The 25933-nt window shown below is 64.3% G+C and carries 19 protein-coding genes; 9 read left to right on the top strand and 10 right to left on the bottom strand.

The window, feature by feature from the left end:
• The 5 genes from NTZ26_01370 to NTZ26_01390 form a co-directional block, all read right to left on the bottom strand.
• Nucleotides 1-626 (bottom strand): class I SAM-dependent methyltransferase (locus tag NTZ26_01370; protein ID MCX6559140.1); only part of this gene is annotated, 626 nt, incomplete at its 3' end.
• Between the two features lie 130 nt (nucleotides 627-756).
• Nucleotides 757-1716, bottom strand: a complete 960-nt coding sequence (locus tag NTZ26_01375; GenBank protein ID MCX6559141.1) for an aminoglycoside phosphotransferase family protein — start codon at nucleotides 1714-1716, stop codon at nucleotides 757-759.
• Nucleotides 1713-3200, bottom strand: a complete 1488-nt coding sequence (locus NTZ26_01380) for a hypothetical protein (GenBank protein MCX6559142.1) — start codon at nucleotides 3198-3200, stop codon at nucleotides 1713-1715. The genes NTZ26_01375 and NTZ26_01380 overlap by 4 nt, the downstream gene beginning before the upstream one ends.
• Nucleotides 3201-3218: 18 nt before the next feature.
• Nucleotides 3219-5366 carry an alpha-galactosidase gene (locus tag NTZ26_01385; protein ID MCX6559143.1) on the bottom strand — a complete coding sequence of 716 codons (2148 nt, stop codon included), beginning with the start codon at nucleotides 5364-5366 and terminating at the stop codon, nucleotides 3219-3221.
• A gap of 170 nt (nucleotides 5367-5536) precedes the next feature.
• Nucleotides 5537-7642, bottom strand: a complete 2106-nt coding sequence (locus tag NTZ26_01390; GenBank protein ID MCX6559144.1) for a M28 family peptidase — start codon at nucleotides 7640-7642, stop codon at nucleotides 5537-5539.
• Nucleotides 7643-7831: 189 nt separating this feature from the next.
• Between NTZ26_01390 and NTZ26_01395 the strand changes: the two genes are divergently transcribed.
• The gene (locus NTZ26_01395; GenBank protein ID MCX6559145.1) at nucleotides 7832-10447 is read left to right on the top strand and encodes a twin-arginine translocation signal domain-containing protein; all 2616 of its coding nucleotides are present in this window, start codon (nucleotides 7832-7834) and stop codon (nucleotides 10445-10447) included.
• Here the strand turns inward: NTZ26_01395 and NTZ26_01400 are convergent.
• Nucleotides 10428-12410, bottom strand: coding sequence for a hypothetical protein (locus NTZ26_01400; protein ID MCX6559146.1), 1983 nt, complete (start codon nucleotides 12408-12410; stop codon nucleotides 10428-10430). The genes NTZ26_01395 and NTZ26_01400 overlap by 20 nt on opposite strands.
• A 176-nt stretch (nucleotides 12411-12586) precedes the next feature.
• On the opposite strand from NTZ26_01400, the gene NTZ26_01405 reads away from it, so the two are divergent.
• On the top strand, nucleotides 12587-13795 hold the full coding sequence (locus tag NTZ26_01405; protein ID MCX6559147.1) for a Gfo/Idh/MocA family oxidoreductase: 1209 nt from the start codon (nucleotides 12587-12589) through the stop codon (nucleotides 13793-13795).
• Here NTZ26_01405 and NTZ26_01410 read toward each other — a convergent pair.
• Nucleotides 13788-14195, bottom strand: a complete 408-nt coding sequence (locus tag NTZ26_01410; protein MCX6559148.1) for a hypothetical protein — start codon at nucleotides 14193-14195, stop codon at nucleotides 13788-13790. The two genes, NTZ26_01405 and NTZ26_01410, sit on opposite strands and share 8 nt — an antisense overlap.
• 162 nt (nucleotides 14196-14357) lie before the next feature.
• On the opposite strand from NTZ26_01410, the gene NTZ26_01415 reads away from it, so the two are divergent.
• A complete protein-coding gene (locus NTZ26_01415; protein MCX6559149.1) occupies nucleotides 14358-15512 on the top strand; it encodes a galactose mutarotase in 1155 nt (384 codons plus the stop codon).
• Nucleotides 15513-15556: 44 nt separating this feature from the next.
• Nucleotides 15557-17662 carry a DPP IV N-terminal domain-containing protein gene (locus NTZ26_01420; GenBank protein MCX6559150.1) on the top strand — a complete coding sequence of 702 codons (2106 nt, stop codon included), beginning with the start codon at nucleotides 15557-15559 and terminating at the stop codon, nucleotides 17660-17662.
• A 138-nt stretch (nucleotides 17663-17800) separates the two neighbouring features.
• Here NTZ26_01420 and NTZ26_01425 read toward each other — a convergent pair whose 3' ends face one another.
• Together NTZ26_01425 and NTZ26_01430 are read right to left on the bottom strand one after the other, a co-directional pair.
• The gene (locus NTZ26_01425) at nucleotides 17801-20071 is read right to left on the bottom strand and encodes a molybdopterin-dependent oxidoreductase (GenBank protein MCX6559151.1); all 2271 of its coding nucleotides are present in this window, start codon (nucleotides 20069-20071) and stop codon (nucleotides 17801-17803) included.
• Nucleotides 20068-21513, bottom strand: coding sequence for an FAD binding domain-containing protein (locus NTZ26_01430; protein MCX6559152.1), 1446 nt, complete (start codon nucleotides 21511-21513; stop codon nucleotides 20068-20070). The genes NTZ26_01425 and NTZ26_01430 overlap by 4 nt, the downstream gene beginning before the upstream one ends.
• Nucleotides 21514-21630: 117 nt before the next feature.
• On the opposite strand from NTZ26_01430, the gene NTZ26_01435 reads away from it, so the two are divergent.
• The 5 genes from NTZ26_01435 (at nucleotide 21631) to NTZ26_01455 (ending at nucleotide 24468) form a co-directional block, all read left to right on the top strand.
• Nucleotides 21631-22212 (top strand): TIGR00730 family Rossman fold protein, encoded by a 582-nt coding sequence (locus tag NTZ26_01435; GenBank protein ID MCX6559153.1) that lies wholly within the window; start codon nucleotides 21631-21633, stop codon nucleotides 22210-22212.
• A gap of 30 nt (nucleotides 22213-22242) precedes the next feature.
• The gene (locus NTZ26_01440; protein MCX6559154.1) at nucleotides 22243-22899 is read left to right on the top strand and encodes a phosphoribosylanthranilate isomerase; all 657 of its coding nucleotides are present in this window, start codon (nucleotides 22243-22245) and stop codon (nucleotides 22897-22899) included.
• Between the two features lie 168 nt (nucleotides 22900-23067).
• The gene (locus NTZ26_01445) at nucleotides 23068-23358 is read left to right on the top strand and encodes a type II toxin-antitoxin system Phd/YefM family antitoxin (GenBank protein MCX6559155.1); all 291 of its coding nucleotides are present in this window, start codon (nucleotides 23068-23070) and stop codon (nucleotides 23356-23358) included.
• Nucleotides 23355-23786: a putative toxin-antitoxin system toxin component, PIN family gene (locus NTZ26_01450; protein ID MCX6559156.1), complete on the top strand. Its 432-nt coding sequence runs from the start codon at nucleotides 23355-23357 to the stop codon at nucleotides 23784-23786. Before NTZ26_01445 ends, NTZ26_01450 begins: the two co-directional genes overlap by 4 nt.
• 472 nt (nucleotides 23787-24258) lie before the next feature.
• On the top strand, nucleotides 24259-24468 hold the full coding sequence (locus NTZ26_01455; GenBank protein MCX6559157.1) for a hypothetical protein: 210 nt from the start codon (nucleotides 24259-24261) through the stop codon (nucleotides 24466-24468).
• A 5-nt stretch (nucleotides 24469-24473) separates the two neighbouring features.
• Here the strand turns inward: NTZ26_01455 and NTZ26_01460 are convergent, their stop codons facing one another.
• Complete coding sequence (locus NTZ26_01460; protein MCX6559158.1) at nucleotides 24474-25928, bottom strand: pyridoxal-phosphate dependent enzyme; 1455 nt, start codon at nucleotides 25926-25928, stop codon at nucleotides 24474-24476.
• Between the last annotated feature and the right edge of the window lie 5 nt (nucleotides 25929-25933).

Raw genomic sequence — 25933 nt, forward strand, 5'->3', positions numbered from 1 at the left:
ACGTTTTCGTGCTCGAACTTCCCCTCGATCACGGTTTCCAGCTTATACCCGGCTTCGGCCGCCTCCTCGGCGACTTGTTGCCGGGTCAGATCCCGCATCCCCCTCTCAGTGTGGGCGGGAGACGGCTCGACCATGGCCACTACGCCTCCGGGCTTCAGGCAAGGAAGCAGGTTCCGGAGCATGGGGATCGGCTTGTCCAGATGGTGATAGACCATGACCATGAGGATCATATCCAGAGCGCCGGCGGGGAGGCGGGCGTCGTCGACAAGGCCATCCACGACTTCGACGTTGGTCAGCTCCAGCCGCTTGATACGGCTGCGCAGATATTCGAGGGAGGATGTATCGATGTCGTTGGCGTAGATCTTGCCTTTTTCGCCGACGCGATCGGCCAGGTGGACCGTCACCCGGCCGCGGCCTGCGCCCACCTCGCCGATGACCATGCCGGGCTTGACGCCGACTAGGTCCATGACCAGGGCAGGGGAAATGTCTTCGTTGGCTCTTTGTTCAAAGGAATCGGTCAGGCGATCGACGGACGGAATGGCCTGCGACGTATTAGCCTGGGGAGAGAAGAAAGCCGGGGCAGGATTGAAAGCCGTCAGGATCAGCAGTGCGAATTTTAGCAACATCCATCTTCTCCCAACGATCGTCCGCGTCCTCGCGTGATTCTATCCGGTCCTTGCGGGGTCGATCGGAAAAAGCGGCCCCCTTTTGAATACGATTCAGGGGGAGATAACGTTGCCTAAGAGACGTGTCAGCTTAAAGTCCCCAATTCCGGAGAAGGATGTCCTTGTTCCGTAATAGCAGCTCGATATAGACGGCCTCGAGATCGATCATCTCGGCGTCTTTGCGCTTCAGCCAGTCGGACAGCCAGGCGAAACGAAGTCCGAGGACCAGATCGAAGAAATCAGCCCAGCTTTCCGCGGCGAAGGCGCCCGAGGCGCGCAGGCGCCCGATCGCCGCAACGACGATGTCTTCGCCCAAGGCCCGGGGATGCTCCATGCCCAGGCATCCGACGAGAATCGCGGCGTCGTAAAGCTCGAGTTTGCGGCCGCAGAACTCCCAATCGATGACGGCGCGGATGCCCTCGGCCGACCAGACGATGTTCAGAGGGTGGTAATCGCCGTGGGCGAAGGCTTGGGGCAGGGCGTCTTCCCGGAGAAACAAGCTCTTTCCCAGATGCTCGAGCGCGGGGCGTACCCGTTCGAGTAGGGCCGGCTCGTGTTCAGCCAGGCGGGATGCGAAGCGTCGGATGAATGTCGCCAGAGAAAAGCCCGAACCGCCGGCGGAGGCGAGCGTCCCGGCCGCTTCCGATCGGCGCAGGCGAACAAGGAAATCGGCCAGGGCGGGACCCCGCCAGGCTTGATCCAGGTATTCGGGGCGGGGGAGGGCGACTCCGGGAATGTAGCGCGAAACCTGGAAGAAACCCGCTTCGGTTTTGACGACGGTCTCTCCCGTTTCGGCCGCGAGAAAGGGCAAAACCTCGGGCAGATCGGCCGCCAGCGCCGCCACGGCACGGGCGATCTCGCGCTTTCTCTCCAATACCGCCGGGTCGAGTCGCTCCAGGATGAAGAGGGCGCCTGCCTCGTCCTCGACCACGACGCGGGCCAGTGTCCGTTCGGGGCTGCCGGTGATGTCCAGATCGGGCCGGATGCGGGCCGGATGGATGCGCCAGACGGAGAGCGCGGCGGCGGCGGATTCAGCGTTGATCCCGGTCATGGCCGCATGGTCTCAACGGCCGCAGTCGCGGTGCGCCCGGGTTCGACCGGGATCCGAACGAACGAGATCTCGCCGCCGTCCGGGCCTTTTTCGAGAATGGCTTTTTGAACCCGCCCGTCGATCTGGATCGTATCGTGGCGGCCGCGAAAGACGGCTTTCCAGACGATTGTCGAAGGTCCGAGGTTGCGGAACTCCGTCCGGCCCCGTCCTTCGTGTTTGACGGAAACGACCGTTCCCAGCACCGGGACGTTCCGGATCTCGGCCCGTTTCAGATCGACCGGCAGGCCGGGGAGCGTGGTCACTGAACCGTCGCGAGCATCGGGCTCGAGGCCCATCAGGCCGCAGGCCAGGGCGCCGATCACGGCGAACGACACTTCGGGGTATTCGCGCCGCTTGGTAGCCGGATCGCAAAGATAGAGGATTGTGCGCAGGGCGGCGGCGTCCTCGCCGTGGCGGAAGAGAATCTCCGGATAATAGGACCTCATTTCGATGTTGATGTCTTGGCGCAGAACCAGCTCGCGGACAGCCTGTCTCGTCGGTCCGCCCTCGGCCGTCACGCCGTAATAAACCAGAAATTCCTGGCCGATGCCGTGGCGGAAGAGGCCGTCGGGAGAATGGAAGACGAAATAGCGTCCGGCGGCCGGATCCCACCAGGTTTGATGGAAGAAGGTTTTGAGATCGGCTGCTTTCTTGTCGAAGGCGGCGGCTTCGGCGGCGTCGCCGCGCGCGCGGCGCAGCAGCGCGTAAGCCCTATAGCCCGCGTACTGGGCGGCCGGCAGGTCGGCCCCGACGTTCAGACCCTCTTCATCCTCGTTGTAGCTGGGGAGACCCCGGCTGGCCCGGTACGGGTCCTTGGGGTCGAGAGGCACGGCCAGGTTCATGATCGCCGGCCGGGACATAATCTTGTCCGGGGCCAGGGCCCAGCGCTCGACGTAATCCTTGACCGTGCGCTCGTAGTAGTTCAAAAAAGCCGGATCGTCGAGATAGGTGCGGTCCCCGGTCCAGAGATATTGGCGTCCGACGGCGTCGAGGACGTCGAAGTTCGAGGGCAGGTTGTACCAGAACTCTTTGTCGTTGCGGTAGTCGATGGGCGCCGGCCGATCGTGCCGGTTGATCTCCCAATAGGTGCACCAGTCCTTGGCTTCCGAGATGTTGGCGGCGAACTTGCGGAAGAGATTCTTGTTGATCGCGGCCAGGCCCAAGGCGTTGGCGCCGGCCGCCTGGTGCGAGACGTCGCGCATGCAAAAGGCCTCGCGCCGGGGCAGGGCCGCCTCATACCAATCGCCGACCGGATCGCCGGTGAAGACGTAGTCCAGAGCCTGGGCCTTGGCCCAGGCGAAGGCCCGGTCGAGCGCGGGCAAATTCGATGAAAACTCGAGCGGGCTGGACACGCGCGGCTGCGGCGCAGGCGCTTGTCCGGCGACGAGCAGGATGGAGGCGCTGACGAGGGCCGCTCCGGCGAGAGCGAAACGGGCGGTTTTCATCTGTGGCTCCTTGCCGTTTCAGCGGGGGGAAAAGCGCGTCGTCCAGGAAAAGGGGCCGTTCGCGGCCGGAGCCAGGGTGATCTTGACGATCCCGCCCTCGCGCTCGGTCCTCTCCACCTTGGCCCCGTCGGCATCCGCTCGGTCCAGGACGAAGCCGGTCGGCTCCGTCACATAGATGACGTAGGGATCGCCTTTAACGCCGCGGCTTTTTCCGGTCAGGGCCGAGCCGTCCCAGCGGACGTCGTCCAGATCGACCCCGCCTCCCGTGATGTGGCGGCTCGTGGCCAGAAGCTGGGGCCGCGGCAGGCGCTCGCGAATGACAAAGGCCTGGGAGCGGAACTTCGGATCAAGCGGGCCGGGGGCGAACGAGCCGGTGAAGCTGCCGAGCAGCCGCTTGGACCAGAATTCGAAGACGAAATACTCCCTGGCCGGATCGAGGCCGAGGTCGGCCAGCCGGATCTCGGCGAAGTCGCCGCCCGTGCGGCCGAGGACGAGCCAGCTCTCGAACGGCCGCTCGATCTCGAGCGAATAAAGGAAGCAGGCCGGGGTATAGCCGGCGTCGAACGGCCGCGGCCCGGAGCCGCTGACCTCGGAATCCACACGGCCGATCTGGTCCGAGCGCGAGGGGTCGACGTCGAAGATCTGGCCGGGCCGGGTGAAGAGCACCGGGGCCGTCCTCTTGGCCGGCTCGATGGCCGCGGTGCGATAGACGGCCGGCTTGTCCGTCAGCATCATCAGTGAGCCGGTCAGGGTGGTGACCAGGGTCGAACGGTATCCGTCCGCGTCGAGCTCGATGTGGTCGGGGTCGTTTCTCCAAACCACGTTGTTGAAGGAGTTGTACTGCGACAGCCCGGCGTAGGCGAAGCCGTCGTCGCCGATCCGGCAGGCGTCGGCCAGGCCGATGAGCTCGGGCCGGATGCCCCAGCAGGCCAGAAGGAATGTGTCCCGCCCGATCGTGTTGCGGACGGTCTGGACGTACTGGCGGAAGGCGGCCACGGGGTCGACCTTCTTCCTCTCGAAGTAGTCCCGGTTGGCATTGTAGCCCTCGTAGCGCAGGTGGCGCAGGGCGTCGAGCTTGATGTAGCGCCAGCCCTGGGCCATCAGCCCCTTGTAGAGCGGGGTCACGATGTTGTCCAGGGCGGCCTGGATCGAGGCGTCCAGGACGGCGCCGACCCAATTGCCTGTGACCGGCTTGCCCGCGGCGTCGCGGACGAACCACTCGGGGCGGGCGGCCGGAAGGCCCTCATCCAGGCATGAAGCCGCCGTCCAGAGTCCGGGGATGAGCCCGTGGCTCTTGATGACGTCGACCAGATACTTGAGGCCCTTGGGGAACTTAACGTTGGGGTTGAGCCACTTCTCCGGCGCGCCCTGGATCTGCTGGAAGCCGTCGTCAATCTGGAAGTAGTCGTAGCCGTAGGCCTTGAGCGCCTCGGAAAAGACGGCCGCCGTCTCCACGACGTCCTTCTCGGTGATGTCGGCGTAGAAGGCGAACCAGGATATCCAGCCGGCCACGGAGCCCGGCCATGGCTTGTAAGTCCAGGGTTCGTAGAAGGCCAGGCCACGGTGCTTTTGGTAGAAGCGGGGCCGGAAGCGGAGGATGATCTCGTTGCCGCTTGCGGTCAGGCGGAAAGTACCCGCCGCATCGCCCTCGGGCGCCACGGCGGCCGAGGGGCCGGCGTCGACCGACAGCGCCCAATCGGAAGAGCGGTCGTATACGGCCCGGTTGAGGAGGCTGCGGCTTCGGCCTGAGACGTGCCGGACGATGAGAGGGCCGGCGCCGCGGCGGTCCCTTCGGTCGGCCTCGCAGGCGAATGATTCGGCGCCGCCCTGGATAAGGCCCGCCAGCTTGAGCGGCGGATTGCCGCCGCCGAACAAGTAGACGACCTGTTCGATCCGCTCGCCCGTCCGGAAGACCCGGGACCGCGTTTGGAGCTTGGCCGGATTACCCGCGAACGTTCCCTCGAAAATCGTCTGCCCGGCGTAGATTGCGACGATGCGGCCGTCATGGATATCGATCTGCGCGGGCGCGTTGGGCGGAACGATCGGGACGCCGCCGTTCGGCCGGCCTTGGGCTTCCCGGGCGGCGCCGTGGATTGGGTACGCGGACGCGAATAGGACGGACGCGAAGAAAAGAGTGATGGCGGATAAACGGCGGCGGCGGGTCATGATCAACCTCCGGGAAGCGGGATCGCCGCTCCAAGTTATCATCGGCCCGGCAGGAAATCAACGCTGCCGACAACGCGGTTGCGTTCAGTTGAACCAAACGCAAGTAGAATGGCGAATAGTTCAACTATTTGCAAGCCAATCAGCCGCCCCCTGGGCGGAAAAAGCTCCCGCTACCGGCTTGCTGTCTGGCCCAGGGTCACGTAGCCAAACTTCTCCAGCAGCTTCAGGAAGCTCTCAACGTCAACCAGCACGGGCGCCGGGACGTTCTTGAAGACGGCCTCCGCCGCGACGGCGTCCCGGATCTGAAGGACCGACCGCCGGCCGTCGACGAAGTTGCGGATCTCGCTCTCCGTTGCGCTGAGCTTGGTCAGGAGCGGCCGCGCGTCCTTGTCCAGGTCCAAGGCATAGTACTCCTCAAGGTTGAGCGGGCCCGTCATCTTGGCCGTCCGCGCCGGGACGACCTTGGCCAGCCGGACTTCGTCGGCCGTGGCCGCGACGCCCTGCGGCTTGATTCCATCGGCGCGGCAGCGCGACTGATAAGCCTCGTCGAGGACTTTCGTGAAGGGCGCCCGGCAGGCCTCCAGCAGGTTGAGCTGGCTTTTCAGAAGCGTCCCTAGCCGCGGATCGGATTTAATAAAGAAACGCGTCGATTCGAGCGTCTCCGCCTCGCGGACGAAGCCTTGGGCCAGGATGTTCCGGGCGTCCTTATAAGCGGCGAAAACGTCGGCCGGCGGGGCGTCGGCGAGGCGGCGCTCGGCTCGGATCTTATCCAGGCCGAGGCGCGCCAGCGCCTTGCCGCCGACCTCGACGATGATCTTCTCGGCTTCGGCCGGTCCGGCCCCGGCCAGCGTGACGGCCGCGGCCGTCGACAGGACGACGACCCGCTTGAGCTGGGTCGAGTCGGACTTATCCGGCGTGTCGCCGCTGGAGTGGTACCACATGTCGGGCCAGCAGATGAACATGACCGCCGGGACGCGGACGCCGCCGTCGACGAAAACGATGTGGTCGCTGCCGCCGGAATGTTTGTCCATGACGGCGGGGAACGGGTCGCGGGTGCCGGTGGGCGACCAGACGGGCCAGAGGGTCCCGGCGCCGTCGTAGCGCTGGGTCTCGACCATCCAGTCGACATAGACGCGAATGACGTCGTTAAGCCAGGTGGGCAGCGACCACGGGGTCTGGACGACGCAGAAGAAGCTGCGGTTGCGGGCCAGCGACTCGCCGACCATGTCCTCGTTGATGTTGGCGAAGAAGCGTTTGCCGATCTCAGGGAATTTCTTGAGGTAATCGATCGTCCCCGAGATTTCGGGAACGAAGAGGAAGCGCACCGAGCGCCGCAGCGGGGGGATCTTGCCGTCGGCGACGAGCTTCTGCAGAACCCGGGCCGTTTCCAGCAGGGACACGCAGCCCGAGATATCGTCGTTGGCGCCCTGCTTGGCGTAGCCTTCATAGAGGTGGGCGGTGAAGACGAGCTCCTCGGCGGCTAAATCGGTGCCTTTGATCAGGGCCTCGACCATCTGTTCCCTATAGGGGACCATCTGGGCCTTGACCACGGCCCTAAGCTCGATCTTCGCCCCGCGCTCGAGCTGATCGCGGAAGTCGTTGCCCTGCCGGGTCGAGACCATGATGCCGAAGGTCGGCTTCAGCTTGTCGCCCGATCCGATGCCGCTCCACCCAACCTGGTCGGGATCGAATTCCGGGTGGCTCGAGGAATAGGCGACGAGGCCGGCCGCGCCGAATTTATCGACGGCCAAGGCCCGGGCTCCGCCGGCGTAGCCGTTGACCAGGACGATCTTGCCCTTGACGTCCTTCCCCTCATAGAATTTTTCCTTATTTCCAGGCCCGACGTAGACGAGCTCGGCCGTGACGTCGGCGTCCGCGCTCCCGGAGCAGAGGCTGGCCGGGACTTCGTCCAGGTCGGCGATCTTGAGCAAGCTCGGCTTGGTGACCCAGAGCTCGGCCGAAACCGCGTCCCACAGCTTGGCCTGGGCCGCGGGCAGGTCGATGATGCGGGCGTCCGGGACGCCGTATGCGCGGAGCTTCTCGATCAGGAACTTCGGCTCGAAGTAGCCGTTGGCGTATTCCTCGGCCCGGCGATTGACGTTGACGCCGGCGATCAGGATCTCGTTCTGCAGGGCCATGTCCCCGGAGGATTCGTTGACGATTTCGGCCATGACCTGGCGGGATATTATCGTCGGCGGCTCGACGCGGCCGAATTGGGCGGGCAGAATGCCCGCGGCCAAAAGAACGATCGCCATCAGCGCCTTGAATTTATTCACCTCAGCCTCCTTGGATGGGCCGCCCGATATTCTCGCGGAGATAGAGCCCGCCGCTCGGGCCCGCCTATCATGACATACTGACCGGAACGGGAAAAGGTTGGCCTCGAATCCGCCGAGTTTTTAGATTGAAAAAAATCCCGGCTTGGCATATGAGATTGAAGTCGCGATGCTGAATCAAGGGAGCCTCCAATGATGAAACCCAAAATGACTCGGAGAGATTTCCTGCGCACGAGTACGGCCGGAGGAGCCGGAGTGCTCGCCGCCTGGCCCGCGCTGGCCCGGCCGTTCCAAGCCGCGGCCCAGGCCTCGCCCGGCCTGTGCCTGACCATCTGCAATCACTGGAGCTACATCGGCATCGGCTGGCAGCTGGGCATCGAGTCGTGCGTCTTGTCCGCCACCGACGCCATGGAAATGGCCGACCGGCCGCCGCACGTCAAAACCTGCATCAACCTCGATGCCCGCGCCTATGAGTTCATGGCCGAGAAGTTCCCCGAAGTGGCCGAGCGGCTGAAAGCCTACCTGGCCTCGGGCAAGGTCGAGCTGATCGGGGGCACCTATGGTCAGCCGATGGGGACGACCATCGGCGGTGAATCGAACATCCGCCAGATCGTCATGGGCCGGGAGGTCATCCGTCGGACCCTCGGCTACGAGATGGCCACGTTCCTCGAAGAGGAGGAGTTCACCCACCCCCAGATCCCGCAGATCGTAGCGTTGGCTGGGTTTCCATATGCCAGTCTGGCCCAGCTCGACACGTGGGGCCGGGCCGGCTGTCCCCGGCAGGACGTCAACGTCCTGCGCTGGCGGGGGATCGATGGCACGGATGTTCCGTGCGTCCCCAAGAACGCCCTTTTCGGATACGCGCCGGATCTCAAGAAGCTGGCCGCCTCGCCCGAGTTCCGCAAGCTCTCCGCCCTGGGCAAGCCGCTCATCTTCGCCTGGGAGGAGTTCGGCTGGGAGTCGCCCGAGACGCCGGCCTATCTCACCGCGCCCGAGCGCTACCGGGCCCTCGAACAAGTGGAATTCGTGACCATCAAGGATTACCTGGACAAATACAGTCGCAAGGCGTCCGACGCCGTCTACCTGCCCATGGACGCCTGGGACAAGTCGCTGACCTGGGGCCTGGGCGGCGACCAGATCCGCATCCTCGACCGCAAAGTGGAGCCCCTCCTTCTAGCGGCCGAGACGTTCGACGCGATCGCGGCGGCCCAGGGATATGCGTCGCGGGCGGAGGCTATGGAAAAGGCCTGGCGCGACCTGCTGGCTTCGCAAAGCCACGACGTCGGCCTCTGCGAATACTCGCGCTGGCAGGGCGACCGGATGGCCCCCTTCGACCGCATCGAGGATCTGCACAACTTCACCTGGGGCGCTCTCGGTTACAACCACATCGATGCCGCCCGCCGGCAGGGCCAGGCCGTCCTCGACGCGGCGCTGGCGTTTCTGGGCGACCGGGTCGGGAGCCCGACGGGGGCGCCGAACGACGGCACCGCGCTCGTCTTCAACGCCCAGGCCCGGCCCCGCACCGACCTCGTCTCGACGGGGCGGCTTTATCCTTTACCGGCCAAGACGAAAAGCATCGTGGTGAGCGATCGCTCGGGCCGGATCGTTCCCTCGCAGGTGGCCAAAGCGGACGAAGGGGCGGACGGCTTTCTCGACATGGCCGAAGTCGTCTTCCTGGCCCGGGACGTTCCGGCGGCCGGCTACGATTCCTATGCCGTCCGGTATTCCGGTGAAAAGACGGATCCCACGCCGGCCTCGCTCCGCTTCGACGAGGCGAACCTCGTCCTCGAAAACGAGTTCATCAAGGTGCGTCTCGATGCGAAGACCGGCGGCATCGCCGGGCTGGAGGGAAAGGCGGGCTGCGGCGAAACGCTCGATCCCGCGGCCGCCGCGTTCCCGCGGTTCACGGGCAAGCCGACTAAAAGCCTGTCGACCCGGCCGAACCCGCCGGAGCAATACGACAGCGCCGCTTCGAGCGGCCGGATCGATTGGCTGGCCCGAGGGCCCCTGTGGGCCACGGTTCGGGCCCAGCATTCCTGGCCTTATCTCAAGTTCGAGACTCGCATCACCCTGGCCGCCGGCCGCCCTTATGTCGAGGTCACGGTCCGCGTCCTGGCCCAGGTTCCGCCCCAGTCCGATGTCAATCCGCCGGATATCAAAGAAGGCTATTGGATGTCGTTGGCGCCGGGCTTTCCCGTGCAAAAAATTCTGCGCGATTTTCCGTTCGGGGCCGAGGAGACGGCTAAGCTCGCCTTCCACGCCCTGACCTGGGTCGATCTCGTCGGGCGCGATCGGAGCCTGCTCGTCCTACACGCCGGCACGCAGTATTTCCGGAAGGAGCAGGGCGGTCGGATCTCGAACCTGGCCATGCGCGAGTGGGAGTCGCATTTCACCGGCGAGTTCGGCTGGCCGGCCTACGCCGAGTACCGCTACGGCCTTTGGCCGCACGGCGGGCCCATGAGCAACGCCGAGCGGGGACGCGCCGCGGCCGCCTTGGCCCGGCCCCTGGATTGCGTTGTGCGGAAGCCGGGAGCCGGCGGAGAGCCGGCCTCGCGGAGCTTTCTGGGTGTGGAAGGCGAGGGCCTCGAAGTCACCGCATTCCGCCGGATACCCGCGGGCGGCTACGAGCTTCGTGCCGTCGAGACCGAAGGCCGCGCTTCGTCCGCACGCGTGGGACTCCGTCTGCCCTTGAAGAATGCCGCCGCGATCGACCTGCTCGGAAATCGAATCGGCGCTGCGTCCATCAAGGACGGCCGCCTGGCGATCGCCGCCGCGCCTTGGAAGATTCTTACTTACCGGCTGGACTAGGCGGTTTGGCCGCCAGGTCGTCCGCGACGCACAGCAGGGCCAGGAAGCCGTCGCAGAGCAGGCCCTCGTAGCCGTGGCAGCCGCCCTTCCAGTCGCGCCAGTCCTTGGACCTTCCGTCGTCGCAGAAGCCCTGGTAATCGCCGGCCGCATAGGATTGCAGCATGGGATGGAAGATCATCCGGGCGTCGGCCGCCCGGCCGAGCTTGTAGAGCGCCTTGACGGTGAAATAGGCGTAGCAGGCCGTAACCCCGCCGTTCTCATAGATCTGGAAGGCGTCGCTGCCGTCTTCGAGCGACGGTTCGCCGACTTCCCGGGCGCCGGCCCAATTATGGTTGACGTAGTCTCCCTTCGGGATGGGAACGAGATTGCCCGGCAGGCCATAGCGAAATCCGGAGAAACCCACTTCCCGCATCTTCAGGAGCAGCCTGTCCATGAGGCTGTTCGCAGCCGGCCCCTCGACCAGCCCGAAGGCGACGGCGATGCCGTTGACGAAGGTGAACGCGTAGTCGTGGAGCTTTCCGTCGGCGCTCTTCCATCCCGCCAGCAGTCCGCTCGCGGGATTGTAGAAGGCTTTCTGGTAGGCCGCCTTCAGCTTGGCCGCCTTGGCCGCGTAGGCGTCGGCGTCGGTCGGACGGCCGAGCGAGCGGGCCAGCCCGGCGAAATCCAGGCAAGCCTTGTAGGCCAGGGCGTTGGCATAGGCGTCTTCGTGGCCGAAATTGATGGTATCCCACCAGTTGGAGGGGCGTTTGTCGGCGGTGGCCCGGTCGCCGAAGTTTCCGGTGTGGGGGTGCTCGATGAGCCCGTTCCCGTTTTTGTCGGAGCCCATCATGGCCGAGGCCCAGGCCGCCAGCCCCTCGTAATGAGCTCGCCCCCAGGCCAAATCATGCGAACCCGAGACGTAGGCGCAGGCCGCTAGGAGCAGCGAGGGGTAAGTATCGAGCGAGTTCCAAGGCGCTTTCCAGGCCACAAGATCCGCGTCGCCCGGCTCGACGGCGTATCCGACCAGGCCGTAGCCCTTGGCTCCGGCGAGATAGCGGTCGAGGGTCATGCGGACCAAGTCCAGGCAAGTCAGGCCTTCGACCAGCTCGGGGGCCGTCTCCGCCATCAGAGCGTCCATGTAGAGGGTAAACGGAACCGGGTCGCTCGAGGCGTTGTTGGCCAGCATCTGGACGCGCGGGTTGACCTGGAAGAGGTTGAGGAAGGATCGGCGATAGCCGTCATAGCGGGGATCGGCGCCGAGGCCGCGGAGGGCCGGGTAGATCGCCGCGACTTCGAGCTCGTACTCGAGGCGCGGCGCCGCGGCCGTGGCGGCGGGAAAGGCCACGCGCACGAACGGCGTCTTGACGTAGCGGCGGGCGTCGTAATCCAAGGCCAGGCCGGGGACACTCGCTTTGATCTTCAGCGAGCCCATGTCCGGCAGGTGCAGGACGCAGGGCAAAGCCATGCGCCTCTCCCCCGGCTTCATCAGCCCGAGCAGGGTGGCGTGGTTGGACTTCTGGTTGAGAGTCAGGACGAAGGGCCGGGGATCGAGTCCCGGGACGTAAGTCGAGCGGAGAACAAGCTTCTTGCCGGTGACGCTGACCGTCCAGGCCGGCCTGGCTCCCTTTTCGGCCGGCGCATAGACGAACACGCCCTCGCCTTCCCCTTTGAGCCGCAGCGGCGAATCCGCCGGCGCCTCGTCGAGGACGGGATTCCAGGCTAGCTTGCCGCCGCCGAGCGAATCCACCGAGAAGTAGGAGAACGCGGGCGAGGCGGGGGAGAACCCCACGGCCAGGAAGAGAGATCTATAATCCGGCTTGGCGGGAGCCGCGGCCGGTTGCGCCTGGGCGCTCCAGCCGGCCGAAACGGCTGGGATGAGGGCGAGCCCCAACCCGCCGATGATCAAAACCATCCAACCGATCCGCGGAACCCGGATCCTTCCGGCGCATCGTCCGTCGAAGGGGCGGTTGTTATGCGTATTCATCACAGGCCTCCTGGAATCAATTTGGTCGGCTCGGCGTCGCTCCGGCCGACGGGGTGCTCTCGACGGGGGAACGCTCTTTAGTTTATTCGGCTTCGCCCCCGGGTCAAGGGGTCCGCGGCATCCGCCTGCTCCTTATACTTGCAATCGGCACCGCCGCGTTTTAGGATGAATCCGCCATGAACAAGACCCATAATGTCACCCTCTTGGGCGCCGGCTTGATCGGCACGTTCTACACTATGACCCTGCACGGCGGCCGCGGCCGCGACCGGGTCGGGACCGTCTGCGCACAGACCGAGGAGGAGGCCCTTGCCTTCGCCCGCAAGTGGGACATCCCCCGCTCGACATCGAACATGAAGACGGCGGTCGAGGACCCGACCACCGACGCCGTGATCGTCGGCGTCCCCAACAATCTGCACAAGGAGGCCGTTCTGTTGGCGGCCCGGGCGGGCAAGCCCGTCTTCTGCACCAAGCCGCTGGGCCGCACCGCGGCCGAAGCCCTGGAGATGCTCGAGGCCGTCGAGAAGGCCGGTATTTTCGCCGGATACCTCGAGGACCTCGTTTATGCCCCCAAGACGCTCAAGGCCTTGGACGCCGTCCGGGCCGGCGCGCTCGGACGCATTCTGTGGGTCCGCTCGCGCGAGACCCACCCCGGCCCGCACAGCGCCTGGTTCTGGGACAAGGCCATCGCCGGCGGTGGGGCCCTGGTCGACATGGGCTGTCACTGCATCGAGATCATCCGCAGCTTTGCCGGCAAGGGCCTGCGCCCGGTTGAGGTGCTGGCCACGGCGGACACGCTCGTCCATCCGATCGACGCCGAAGACTCCAGCCTGGCGCTCATCCGCTTCGAAGGCGGCGCCTTGGGCCAAGTCGAGGTCAATTGGACCTTTCGCGGCGGGATGGACCTGCGCGACGAGGTGGCGGGGACGGAAGGGACGATCCGGCTGGATCACTTTCTGCGGACCGGGTTCGAGATGTTCACCGCGGTCGGGCAGGGGGGCTATGTGGCCGAAAAGGCCGAGGGGGACAAAGGCTGGCTCTTTCCGGTCGGGGACGAGGTCCACGCCCTTGGCTACGTCCATATGTTTCGGGACATGTTCGACGCCCTGGACGAGGGGCGGGCGCCGCGCGAGACGTTCCTGGACGGCTATGTCGTCAACGCCATCATCGATGCCTGCTATGCCTCGGCCAAATCCAAATGCTGGCAACCGGTCCGGCTGGAACGGTGGGCGGCGGATGCCGTCGGAGCAGGCGCCGGCGCGATCGGGACGAAGGCGAGCGCTTCCGGCGGACTCGTGCTGATCAAAACCGAGAAGATGCCGGACGGCCAGACCAAGCGGATCTTCAAAGACCCGGCCACGGGGGCCTTGAGCCAGACCCTTACTTGATCGTCTTCAATCCTTCGATCGTCATTCCGTCGCCGTTCAGGACGCACTTGAAGATGACGCCCTTGTCGTTGCGGACGAACTCGAGCTGGAAAGAGTTGCCGTTGCTCGAGACCGTGACCCCGAAGTTGAGGGGCTTGTCCTTGACCGGCACCAGAAGCTCCTGGGATTCGCCGGCCGGCGCGCCATAGAGAGCGCCGTCCTTGATGGCGAACGTGATGACCTGGGTCTGTCCGCCCAAGTCGAAAGTGTATTCGCCGGCGATCTCGGCGTAGAGCTTCAGCGTATCCTCGGGCTTGGCCGGGACAGCTTGGGCGGGCTGGGAAGCGACCTGGGCGGTAAGAGCGGTCGAAAGGGCCAAAACAGCGAGTAGGGCGAAAATCCATCGGGCTTGCTTGATCATCGTATCCTCCATGAGACAAATAGGTCTCGCCTGTAATATACGGAAGCCCCGAGGCGGAAGTTCCCGGGCGGTGTCCGGATTTGTCTTTCCCCCCGATTTCTGTTATTTTTTGGCTTTATTTCCCATGAGCCGACATCGTTCTCCCGCCGCCGGAGGATCCGCATGAAGAAAGCCCTGCCCCTTGCCCTTATCGCCCTCTCCCTCCTGGCCGCCGCCGGCGGATGCCGCAAGACCGAGGCGCCGGCCCCAGCACCCGCCGCCGAGAAAGGACAACCCACCATGAGCGTCACCAAAGCCCCCTTCGGACTCCTGCCCGACGGCACGGCCGTCGATATTTTCACTCTGGTCAATAGGCATGGCCTCAAGGCCCGGATCATGACCTACGGTGCCATCCTCGTTTCGCTCGACCTGCCCGATCGGACCGGCGCTCTCGCCGACTGCGTCCTGGGATATGCATCCCTCGATGGTTACCTCAAAACCACTCCCTATTTCGGGGCCATCGTCGGCCGCACCGGCAACCGGATCGCCAAAGCCCGCTTCACCCTGGACGGCAAAACCTACACTCTGGCCGCCAACAACGGCGAAAACAGCCTGCACGGCGGATTGAAAGGCTTCGACAAGGTTGTCTGGACGGCAGAGCCGTTCGAAGAAGCCAACGGGGTCGGCGTCAAGCTTGGCTATTTGAGCCAGGACGGCGAAGAAGGTTATCCCGGCAATCTCAAGGTCAGCGTCGCCTATCTCTTGACCAACGACGACGAGCTGCGGATCGACTACGAAGCCGTGACGGACAAGGCGACGCCGGTCAACCTCACTTCCCACAGCTACTTCAATTTTACGGGCGGCAAACGCGACGTCCTGGCGCATGAGCTCCTGCTGGCCGCGGACCGTTACACACCTGTCGATGCCGGCCTCATTCCGACCGGCAAGCTCGACCTGGTCGCGGGAACGCCGATGGCCTTCAGCAAGCCCACCGCGATCGGCGCCCGCATCGCCCAGGTTGCCGGCGGCTACGATCACAACTATGTCCTGAATTCCGGGGGCGGGGCGATGGCTTTGGCCGCCCGGGTGTTCGAGCCCGGAAGCGGGCGGGTCATGGAGATCCTGACCGACCAGCCGGGCATCCAGTTCTACTCCGGCAACTTCCTCGACGGGACGATCGCCGGCAAGGGCGGGCAGGTTTATGGCCAGCATTGGGGTTTCTGCCTGGAGACCCAGCACTTCCCGGACTCGCCCAACCACCCGGCCTTCCCTTCGACCATCCTGCGACCCGGCGAGATCTACCGCACCCGAACGATCCACAAGTTCTCGACCCGCTGATGCGGCGCCGAGATTGAACTGATTATCTAAAAAGAGGAGACCCGATGAAGAAACGAACCGTATTCATCCTGATCGTCCTGATGGCCTTCCTGGCCGGCGTTTCCGGCGCCCAGGATCGCCTCAAGACGTACCCCGGCTACGAGCAGTACGCCAAGATGAGCAAGGAGCTCCAGGGCGGCGGTGCGGGCGGAGCCCGGGCCGGCATGATGGGCATGGGCGGCATCCGCTGGGCCGAGGACGGCAAGTCCTTCACCTTCCCGAAGGACGGCAAGACCTGGAAATTCGACCTGGCGACCAAGAAGGCCGCCGAGGCCCCGGCCCCCACCGGCCAGGCGCCCGACCGGGCCATGATGCGGGCCGGTGTGGAGCGCGGCCGCCAGATGGCCGAGGCCCTGTCTCCGGACAAGAAGTGGAAGGCCCTCTACAAGGACCGCAACCTCTGGATGGCCGACGGCGAGGGCAAAAACGAGATTCCCGTCACCACCGAGGGCAACGAGAAGGCTCGCATCAAATACGCCACGGCCAGCTGGGTCTACGGCGAAGAACTGGCCCAGACGACGGCCATGTGGTGGTCGCCCGATTCCACCAAGATCGCCTTTTACCGATTCGACGAGAGCAAAGTCCCCGATTACATCCTCCAGATGGATCAGGTCAAGCTTTACAGCAAGGCCGACATCGAGGCTTATCCCAAGGCCGGCCAGCCCAACCCGATCGCCGAGATCTATATTTACGACGTCGCCGCCAAGACGACCGTCAAGATCGACGCCCGCGACGGCAAGCCCTTCGACGACGGTGTGGTCGGCCACTACATCTATCGGGTCAATTGGACCCCCGACGGCAAAGAGCTGATGTTCACCCGGACCAACCGACGCCAGAACATCCTCGAGCTCACGGCGGCCGATCCCGCCACCGGGAAGGTCCGCGTCATCCTGCGCGAGGAATGGCCCACGGGCTGGGTCGAGAACAGCCCCCCGATGACCTGGCTCAAGGACAACAAGCGGTTCCTCTGGATCTCCGAGCGAAGCGGCTTCCGTAACTTCTACCTCTATGACGTCGGCGGCAAGCTCCTGGCCACCGTGACGAACCACCCCTTTGAAGTCGCCAATGTCGTCAAGGTCGATGAGGCCGCCGGCCAGCTCTACTACATGGCCCGCGACGGCGCCAACCACATGATGATGCAGCTCCATCGCGTCGGCCTGGACGGCAAGAAGGATGTCCGGCTGACCGATCCGGCCTTCAATCACCAGGCGTCCCTGTCGCCGGACGGAAAGTATTTCGTCGACACGGCCCAGACCCACGACGTCGCTCCGATCATCCGGCTGATGGATGCCAAGGGCAAGCTGGTGGCCGATCTGGCCAAGACCGACACCTCCAAGACCGACGCCCTGGGCTTCCGGAAAGCGGAGCTGTTCAAGTTCAAGGCCGCCGATGGGACGACCGACCTCTACGGCGTCCTGCAGTTTCCCTCCAACTTCGACCCGGCCAAAAAGTACCCGCTGCTGGTCAGCGTCTACGCCGGACCCGGCTGGAACGGCGCCCGCGAGTCGTACATGGCTCCGACCGCGCTCTGCGAGTACGGCTTCCTGGTGGCCTCCTTCGACTTCCGCGGCTCCTCCGGCCGCGGCAAGAAGGCCATGGACTCGATCTACCTGAAGCTCGGCGTCGTGGAGATGGACGACCAGGCGGCCGGCGTCAAGTCCCTCTACGACCGGCCCTACTTCGACAAGACCCGGGTCGGCGTCTTTGGCACGTCCTACGGCGGCTACGCCTCGGCCATGTGCCTGCTGCGCCACCCCGACGTCTTCACCGCCGCCTGCGCCCAGTCCTCCGTCACCTCCTGGTACCAGTATGACTCGATCTACACCGAGCGATACATGTGGATTCCGCAGGAGAACAAGGAAGGCTACGAGGCCGGCAGCGCCATGACCTACGCCAAAAACCTCAAAGGCCGGCTGATGCTCTACTACGGCACGGCGGACAACAACGTCCACCCGACCAACGCCATGCAACTCATCACCGCCCTGCAGGCGGCCGGCAAGAACTTCGAAGTCCAGGTCGGCCCCGACCGCGGACACACCGCCGTCAACAACGACCGGATGATGGAGTTCTTCATCGAAAACCTGATGATGAAGACCGTCCCGCTGAACTGAATCCTTTGGAGGGGGAACCTTTTGTGGGTTCCCCCTCCAACGGCCGGGCCGCACGTCCTGCCACCCCCTCATGCCAGCCTTTGCCGTTTGAAAACGATTTTATCGTTTTCAGAGAAGACGGAATAATTACCGGTTTCCTTAATCCCCGTCACCGGCGAATGCCTCCGGCCAAAGAGCCATAAACGTCCTCTCGGCTGTCAGGGGGGCCTTGAAGGCCAAGGGCATTTCCGGGCGGAACGCGCGCAGGGCCTCGAGGATCGCGTAATACGCCCCGATCCCGTACATCAGCGGCGGCTCGCCCACGGTCTTGGATCCCATGATCCCGGCCGGAGGCATGGGGCCGTCAAGAAAGGCGACGGTCATTTCGGGAGTGTCGTGGATATCGGGGACTTTATACGTCGCCAGGCTGTCGGTCAGAAGCTTCCCCTCGGGCGAAAAGACGAGCTCCTCGCTCGTCATCCAGCCGATCCCCTGCATGACGGCGCCCTCGATCTGTCCGAGGTCGACGGCCGGGTCGAGGCTGCGGCCGACGTCGTGCACGATCTTGACGGAATCGATGCGCGGGACTCCGCGCAGCCCGTCGACGGTCGCCTCGATCAGGGCGGTTCCGACGGCATGGTAGGCGAAGGGGCGGCCCTTCTCCTTCGTTTTGTCGAAATAGATGCCGGGCGTCGCGTAGCTCGCGTAGGCCGACAACGGAATGCGGCGGGCGTAGGCCCAGGCGACGAGCCTCTCCCAGGACATATCCAATCGCTCGTGGGCGCAGGCGACTTCCTCGCGCTCGACGTGGACGTGCTCCACCGGACAGCCGCGATCCGCCGCGATCGCCTGCTTCAGGCGCTCCAGGATCTGGCGGCAGGCCAGGCGGGTCGCCTCGCCGTTCAGGTCGGCGCCGCTGCTCGCCGCGGTGGGCGAAGTGTTTGCGACCCGGCTGGTGTTGGTGCTCTCCATTCGGACCCGGTCAAGATGGATGCCGAAGGTGTGAGCCGCGACCCGACGGATCTTGCGGTGGACGCCCTGGCCCATCTCCACCGCCGCGGTCGAAACGCCGACGCTGCCGTCGGTGTACACGTGGACCAGGCTGGCGGCCTGGTTGAGCATGGTGTTGGTGAACGAGATGCCGAAGCAGACCGGCATCACGGCCAAGCCTTTCTTGGTCAGGGCGTGATCGCGGTTGAACGCTTCGACCCGGGCCCGGCATGAGGCGAAGTCGTGACGCTTGTCGAGCTCGTCCCAGCAGCGAACGGGGCTGTCCGTTTCGAACCGCTGGCCGTACGGCAGCTCGTCGCTCGGGCGGAGGAGATTCCGGCGCTGGATGTCCGCGGTGGGAAGGCCGAGCTCCTTGGCCGCGTGGGTGATGGCCGCCTCCAGGACGAACATGGCCTGCGGCCCGCCGAAGCCCCGGAAGGCGGTGAAAGGCGGGAGATGCGTCCGGCAGCTTGCGGCCGTCGCGCGCACGTTCGGGATGAAATAGCTGTTGGTCGCGTGGAACAGCGTCCGCTCCAGGATGGCGGGCGAGAGATCCGCGCTGGCGCCCGCGTTCTGATAAAAGGTCGTCTCATAGGCCAGGATCTCGCCCTGCTCGGTCAGCCCGATCTTGTAATCCGAGGAATACGGATGGCGCTTGCCGGTGAAACGCCCGTCCTCCTGGCGGCTCAAGGTCAGCTTGACGGGGCGGCCCAGCCGGAAAGCGGCCAGGGCGGCCAGCGCGGCCCAGGCCGTGGCCTGATCCTCCTTGCCTCCGAAGCCGCCGCCGAGGCGCGGCACGTCGACTTCCACCTGGTGCATGGCCAGCCCCAGGACGCGGGCGATGGCGCGCTGGACCGCGGTAGGGGACTGGGTCGCCGAATAGACCTTCAGGCCGCCGTCGTCCCGCGGCAGGGCGAGGGCCGTCTGGGTCTCCAGGTACATGTGCTCCTGGCCGCCGGAATCGGCGCGGCCGCTGACGACGACGCGGCAGAGAGGCCAAGCCCTGTCCACGTCGCCCATGGCGAATGTCCGGCCCGGGCCGATGATTTCGCCGCGGGCGAAGGCCTGCCGCGGATCGAATTCGGGCGGAAGCGCTTCGAGGTCGAGCTTGATCAGGGCCCGGGCGGCGCGGGCGGCGGCAGCGCTCTCCGCGACGATCAGCGCCACGGGCTGGCCGACGAAATCAACCTCGTCCGCGGCCAGCAGGGGCTCGTCCTGGATGATGCTGCCGATCTGGTTGGCGCCCGGAACGTCGCGGGCCGTCAGCACGGCGACGACACCGGGGTGCGCGGCCGCCGCGGCGGCATCGAGCCGCCGGATCTTGCCGTGGGCGAGGGGCGAAGGGACGGGAACGGCATGGAGCGTCCCTTGGGGGACGCGGATATCGCGGACATACCGGGCCGCGCCGCGCACGTGCAAGAGGACGTCGTCGTGCTTCACGCGAGATCCTCCTCGCGGATTCTCTCGGGAAAAAGGGCCAGGAAGTGGGCCATGATCAGGCGCGGCAGAAGAGCGCGCTTGTAATCAGCCGAGCCGCGGACGTCGCTGATCGGCGCGATTTCGCCGGCCGCAGCGGCGGCCGCCGCGCGCGCGGTTTCCGACGAAATCGGCCGGCCTGGAAGCAGCGCGGAGGCGTTGCGCAGATAGAGCGGGACCGGCGCGACGCCTCCCGCCGCGGCATGCGCCTCGACGATGCGGCCGTCTCGGACGCGGAGCCGGATCGCCGAGCTGACGCCGGCGATATCCAGATGCGCCCGGCGGGCGACCTTCTCGAAACCGAACCGGGTGTCGGCGTCGGGGACCGGGAAGAGAATTTCGGCGATCATCTCGTCGGCGGCCAGGTCCAGGACTTTGTAGCCGCGGAAAAAATCGCGGAGAGCGACGGATCTCTTTTTCCTGCCTCGCGCGAGAGCCAGCGTTGCATTCAAGGCGAGGAACATGACCGAGCAATCGCCCGCCGGCGAGGCGTTGACGATGTTGCCGGCGATCGTGGCCCGGTTGCGGACGGGCCGCGAGGCGATGCGGGCCAATTGCCGACCCAGCTCGGGAAATAGCTGTTTGATGATCGGGGACGCCTCGAGCGCGGACAAGGGCGTCGCCGCCCCGATACGAATCTCGCCTCCTTCGACGCGGATTCCCTGGAGGTCCTCCCGCCGCGAGAGCAAGGTCGGATCTTCATCGCGGAGCTTTTCGGCCTGGGTCACATAGAGGTCCGTACCGCCCGCGACTAAAACAGGGGAGTGGCCGCGCTGCTTCTCGGCCGGGGCCTCGTCCGCGGCGGATTTATTCAAAACACCGAGACGGACGGGCGCATCGAGAAAATACTCCGGCAGAATCCCGCGCGAGACGAGCGCGGCGACTCGCTCCTTGGAGGACGGTTCGCCGGCTGGTTCGAGGTCGTGGAATTGCGCGCTCAAGCGGGCGATCGCCCGGCGGATGGCCACATGACCCGTGCAACGGCAGATGTTGCCGCCCAGCTCGGCGATCCCGTCGGCCTCGGTCACGGGCGCGCCGCCGAGAAGGAATCCGGTCAGGGCGACGACGAGTCCGGGCGTGCAGAACCCGCATTGGATCGCGCCCTCGTCGACAAGGGCTTGTTGGACCGGACTTAAGTCGGCCTGATTGAGGCCCTCGATGGTCACGATATGGCGTCCCGCCGCCTCGCCCAGGGGGAGAAGGCAGGAGTTGACGGTTCGGTAGATGATTCCGTCACCCTGCGCGATGCCGAGAAGGACCAGACACGAACCGCAGTCGCCTTCGCGGCAAGCGTCCTTTGTCCCGGTGAGTCCGAGGTCGTCCCGCAGTATGTCCAGGAGCACGTTCCCGAGGCTCCGGGGGATAATCTGCTCCCGGTCGTTGAGGAGAAACAATTTGCCTGCCACTGCGGACAAGCATAGATTCCGGTTTAATTCATGTCAAGGACGATTGGCCGAGCGGCGCAGCCCGCGGCTATCCTCTCATTCTTGATTTCGGTCCGAGGTCGGTAGTAGTGTGGACCTATGAAAATCTGCATTTATTGCGCTTCGAGCGCCACGGTCGACAAGTCCTATTTCGAAGCGACGGAAAGACTCGCCAAAGAGCTGCTCAAAGAAAACATCGACGTCGTCTGCGGCGGCGGAGCCGAGGGGCTCATGGGCCAGCTCGCCGATACGATCCTGGCCGGCGGCGGGCGGATCAAGGGCATCATGCCCAAGTTCATGAACGAGGTGGAATGGGCCCACAAAGGGATCTCGGACCTCGAGCTGACCGAGACGATGCACGAGCGAAAGGCCAAGTTCCTGGAGGGTGTGGACGGCCTGGTGGCCCTGCCTGGGGGGACCGGGACGCTCGAGGAATTGCTGGAAGCCATCACCCTGAAGAGGTTGGGCCTGTTCACCAAGCCCATCATCATCCTCAACACGAACGGGTATTACGAGCCACTGCGCCAGATGTTGGGAAAGGCCGTCCGCGAGAATTTTATGCACCCCAGGCATCTCAAGATGTGGGCCTTCGTCGACGAGCCCGAGGACGTCGTTCCCGCCATTCGGAACGCGGCTCCCTGGGGCAAGGAAGCGATCGATTTCGCCGTGAATCGCAAGTAAGCGCCCGCCTGGCTCCCTCAGGAGAAGCGAATGATCCGCGTCAAAGTCTGTTGCATCAGCTCGGTTGAGGAAGCGCGCCTGGCCGTGCGCCTGGGGGCGTCGGCGTTGGGCCTAGTGTCCGAGATGCCCAGCGGCCCTGGCGTCATATCTGAGGCGCTGATCGCGGAAATCGCGGCCACGGTGCCGCCTCCGATCGCGACGTTTCTTCTCACCAGCCGAATCGATCCCAAGGAGATCGTCGCCCAACAAAAGCGTTGCGGAGTCAATACGATCCAGATGTGCGATCGCCTTCCATCAGGAGCGTATGCGAAGCTACGCAAAGCACTTCCCGGTGTCTCGCTCGTCCAGGTTATCCACGTCATCGATGCGGCGTCCGTCGAAGAAGCCGTCGAAGCGGCTCGCGAAGCCGACGCGCTCCTCCTCGATTCCGGCAACCAATTGCTTCCGGTTAAAGAACTGGGCGGCACGGGGCGGACACACGACTGGACCCTAAGCGCTGAGATCGTAAAGAAGTCGAGGGTTCCGGTCTTTCTCGCCGGCGGATTGAATCCCGAAAACGTCGTCGAAGCGATCCGCGAGGTTCGGCCATTCGCGGTCGATCTCTGCTCCGGCGTCCGCACAGGCGGGATGCTGGACGAACAAAAGCTCGCTCGGTTCATGGTCGCCGTCTCGGCCGTCAGTCAGTAAAGCCTGCACGGGGCTTCGTTTTTTTGCAGAGTTCATCTTTACCCACAACTTAAAACGGGTCTGCAGATATGCCTCTTCGGCCGCGGCCGGAGAAGTGCGTTGACCTTGACATTATATGTATTTATATATATATTTCAGTATGTATATTAGAGGCTTGCGAGTCAACCCATGAACAAGATTATCGGCGTCACGGACCTTCAGAGACGATTCCGCAAAACTTTTGACGAGGTTGCCGAGGAGCATGTCCCCTATGTGCTCACTCGCGGCAGCCGTCCCGAGGCTGTTCTTGTCCCCTACGAGCAGTACCTCCGGTTTCTCCGCTCGGATGAAGAGGGCATTCTTAAGCGATTCGACGCCCTTCTGGCCCGCATGGCGGCCGCCAATGACCGCTTTTCCGAGGAAGAAGTCGATAAAGACGTGGCCGATGCGGTGCGGGACGTCCGGAAGCGGAAGGCGTGAAAGTCCGCGCGGTCATCGATACGAACGTCGTCGTTTCCGCATTGATCCGTCCGAAAGGCCCGGCCGCGGTTCTTTGGCGGCGCCTCTGTGAGGGCGCCTTCACGGCCGTTTTTTCCACCGAGCTCATTGATGAGATCGCCGCTGTCCTTGGCCGACCTAAAATCCGGACGCGTTACGGCACAACGCCTAAGGACCTGGAAGTTATCGCCGCCTTATTCGCCTTGCGAGGCGACCTCGTGGCCTGCGGAGAGAGGGTCCGGATCTGTCGCGATCCCAACGATGACTTTCTTCTCGAAACCGCAGTTTCGGGGAAAGCCGATTATCTTGTCTCGGGCGATGAGGATCTTCTCACGCTTAAGAAGTTCCGCCAAACCAGGATCGTGAAGCCGGCGGCTTTCTTGGCCGCGATCGAAAAAGCCGGCCGCTGACGCTGGGTACCTGTCACCCAATCCCAGTCATCGGTATTGACAGCTTCAGAATTTCGGTGATAGCCTCTGTTTATAGTTGGGGGGGGCGTTTCAAGAAGAAATCCTTCTCGTTTTTTCCGTATCCGCTGGCGGGAATAGCTTTTAGAGGGGGTTGACCCGATGTCGAACACGAGCGAATTCGAAGTTAGGAAAAACAAAGCGCTTGAGCTCTTGGCGGCCACAGGCATGCGGCGGTCGGTCTATATGCCGCTTGGTTTAAGGCTTCTATGGCGACTGGGCGTTAGAGTCCCGCCTCCTCACTTCGTCAGATTCCGGGTGCTGGCATTAGTATCCGGGCTATATTTCGCCATCACCTATCGTTTGGCTATATGGTTCGTGGATTGCATAATAAGAGGCAGGACTCAATCGACCTTTTCTTGGGTATTTATTGCAATTACCGCCGTCCTATATGGCGTATTGATGTCGATGTATTATGAACATGGCCGCAGAAAGTACCTGCTTCCGAGCTGGTCCAGCTTGGAAAATAGTCGGAATCTCAGCAGCGATGAAAGAGGGCCTGCTCAATCGATCTGACGGCTACCAGGCCCGCATGGCTGCCGCCAATGACCATTTTTCCGAGTATGGAGTCGACAAGGAGGTTGCCGACGCGATTCGGGAAGTCCGTAAAGAGAAGAAATATTAAGTCGATTACAGTCCGACTTCGCGGTTGAAGTCCGCGATTAGCTTCTCGAAGGCGCCGATCTCGCCCGTGAACATCTCCTGCCAGAACTCGGGCTGCCACTGGGCGTTCAGATCCTCGATGGCCTTGCCCTGCTGCTCGACCCAGGTGAAATACTTGAGATTGTGGATCGCCTTGCGGTCGTGATAATTCAGTTCCTTGAACCAGTCGGCCCCCTGGTGCCCGATCACCGCGGCGTGATCCCGGGCGGCGTCTATTTCGCGGTAGGCGCCTTGGCTCTGGCGCAGCTCCTCGAGGCGTGAGCGATAGAGGTCGACCGAATCGGTGAAAATGGTGACGATCACGTCGTCCGTGCCCAGCTCGAAATAGCCCGCCGTTTTGATCGCGGCCAGCGTGTTGCAGATCCCCGAGATGCCCAGGAGCGACAGGCTCCGGCATTCGGCCTCCGCCATCCCCAGGCCCTGCAGATAGCGATGGCCGGCCTCTTCATTGAAGAGCCGCAGGAGGCGCATGCAGTCTTCGTCGTCGATCGCGGCTATGGCGTCGGTAGCGCGGACGTTGTGGACCCAGGGCACATGCTTGTCGCCGATGCCCTCGATGCGATGGCCGCCGAAGCCGTTCATGAACAGCGTCGGGCACTGCCGCGCCTCGGTGGCGACGACGCGCAATTGGGGATGGAGGGTCTTGAGGTAGTCTCCCACGGCGATGGTTCCGGCCGAGCCGGTCGCGGACACGAAAGCGGCCAGGCGGCCTCGCTCCGGTCGGTGGGCCTCAAAGACCTCCTGGGCCGCGGGGCCGGTCACTTGGTAATGGAAGATGGGATTCCCGAATTCGGCGAACTGGTTGAAGATCATGTTCAGGGGATCGGCGGCCAGCTCATTGCACTTGTCGTAGATCTCCTTGACGTTGGACTCGCAGCCCGGTGTCGCGATAACCTCGGCCCCGATCTCGCGCAGCCAATCGAAGCGCTCTTGGGACATCTCTTCGGGGAGGATGGCCACGGCCCGGCAGCCGAGCAGGGCGCAATCGAAGGCGCCGCCGCGGCAGAAGTTGCCGGTCGACGGCCAAACCGCCTTATGGATTTCCGGATCGAACTCGCCCGAGGCCAGCCGCGGCACGAGGCAGCCGAAGGCGGCCCCGACCTTGTGAGCCCCGGTGGGGAAGTGCTTGCCGACCAGGCCGACGACGCGCGCTTTGATTCCGGTGACGGCGGGCGGCAGCTCCAGGGCGTTGACGGGGCCGTAAAGCCCCGTTTTCACATCGTTCTTCCAACTGATGCGGTAGAGATTGAGCGGATGGACTTCGTTCATGCCCAGGCCGGGCAGTTTGGCCCGGATGGAGGCGGGTATTTTTTCCGGGTTGCGGAGCTCCGCAAACGAAGGGATGACGATGCCGCGCTCGCGGCAGCGGGCCGCCGTCTTGCGCCGGACCGTCTCGTCGATCTGCTTGATGATTTTCGACATCGGGT

It is taken from the genome of Candidatus Aminicenantes bacterium, assembly GCA_026393855.1.
In the GTDB taxonomy this organism is placed as follows: domain Bacteria; phylum Acidobacteriota; class Aminicenantia; order Aminicenantales; family UBA4085; genus UBA4085.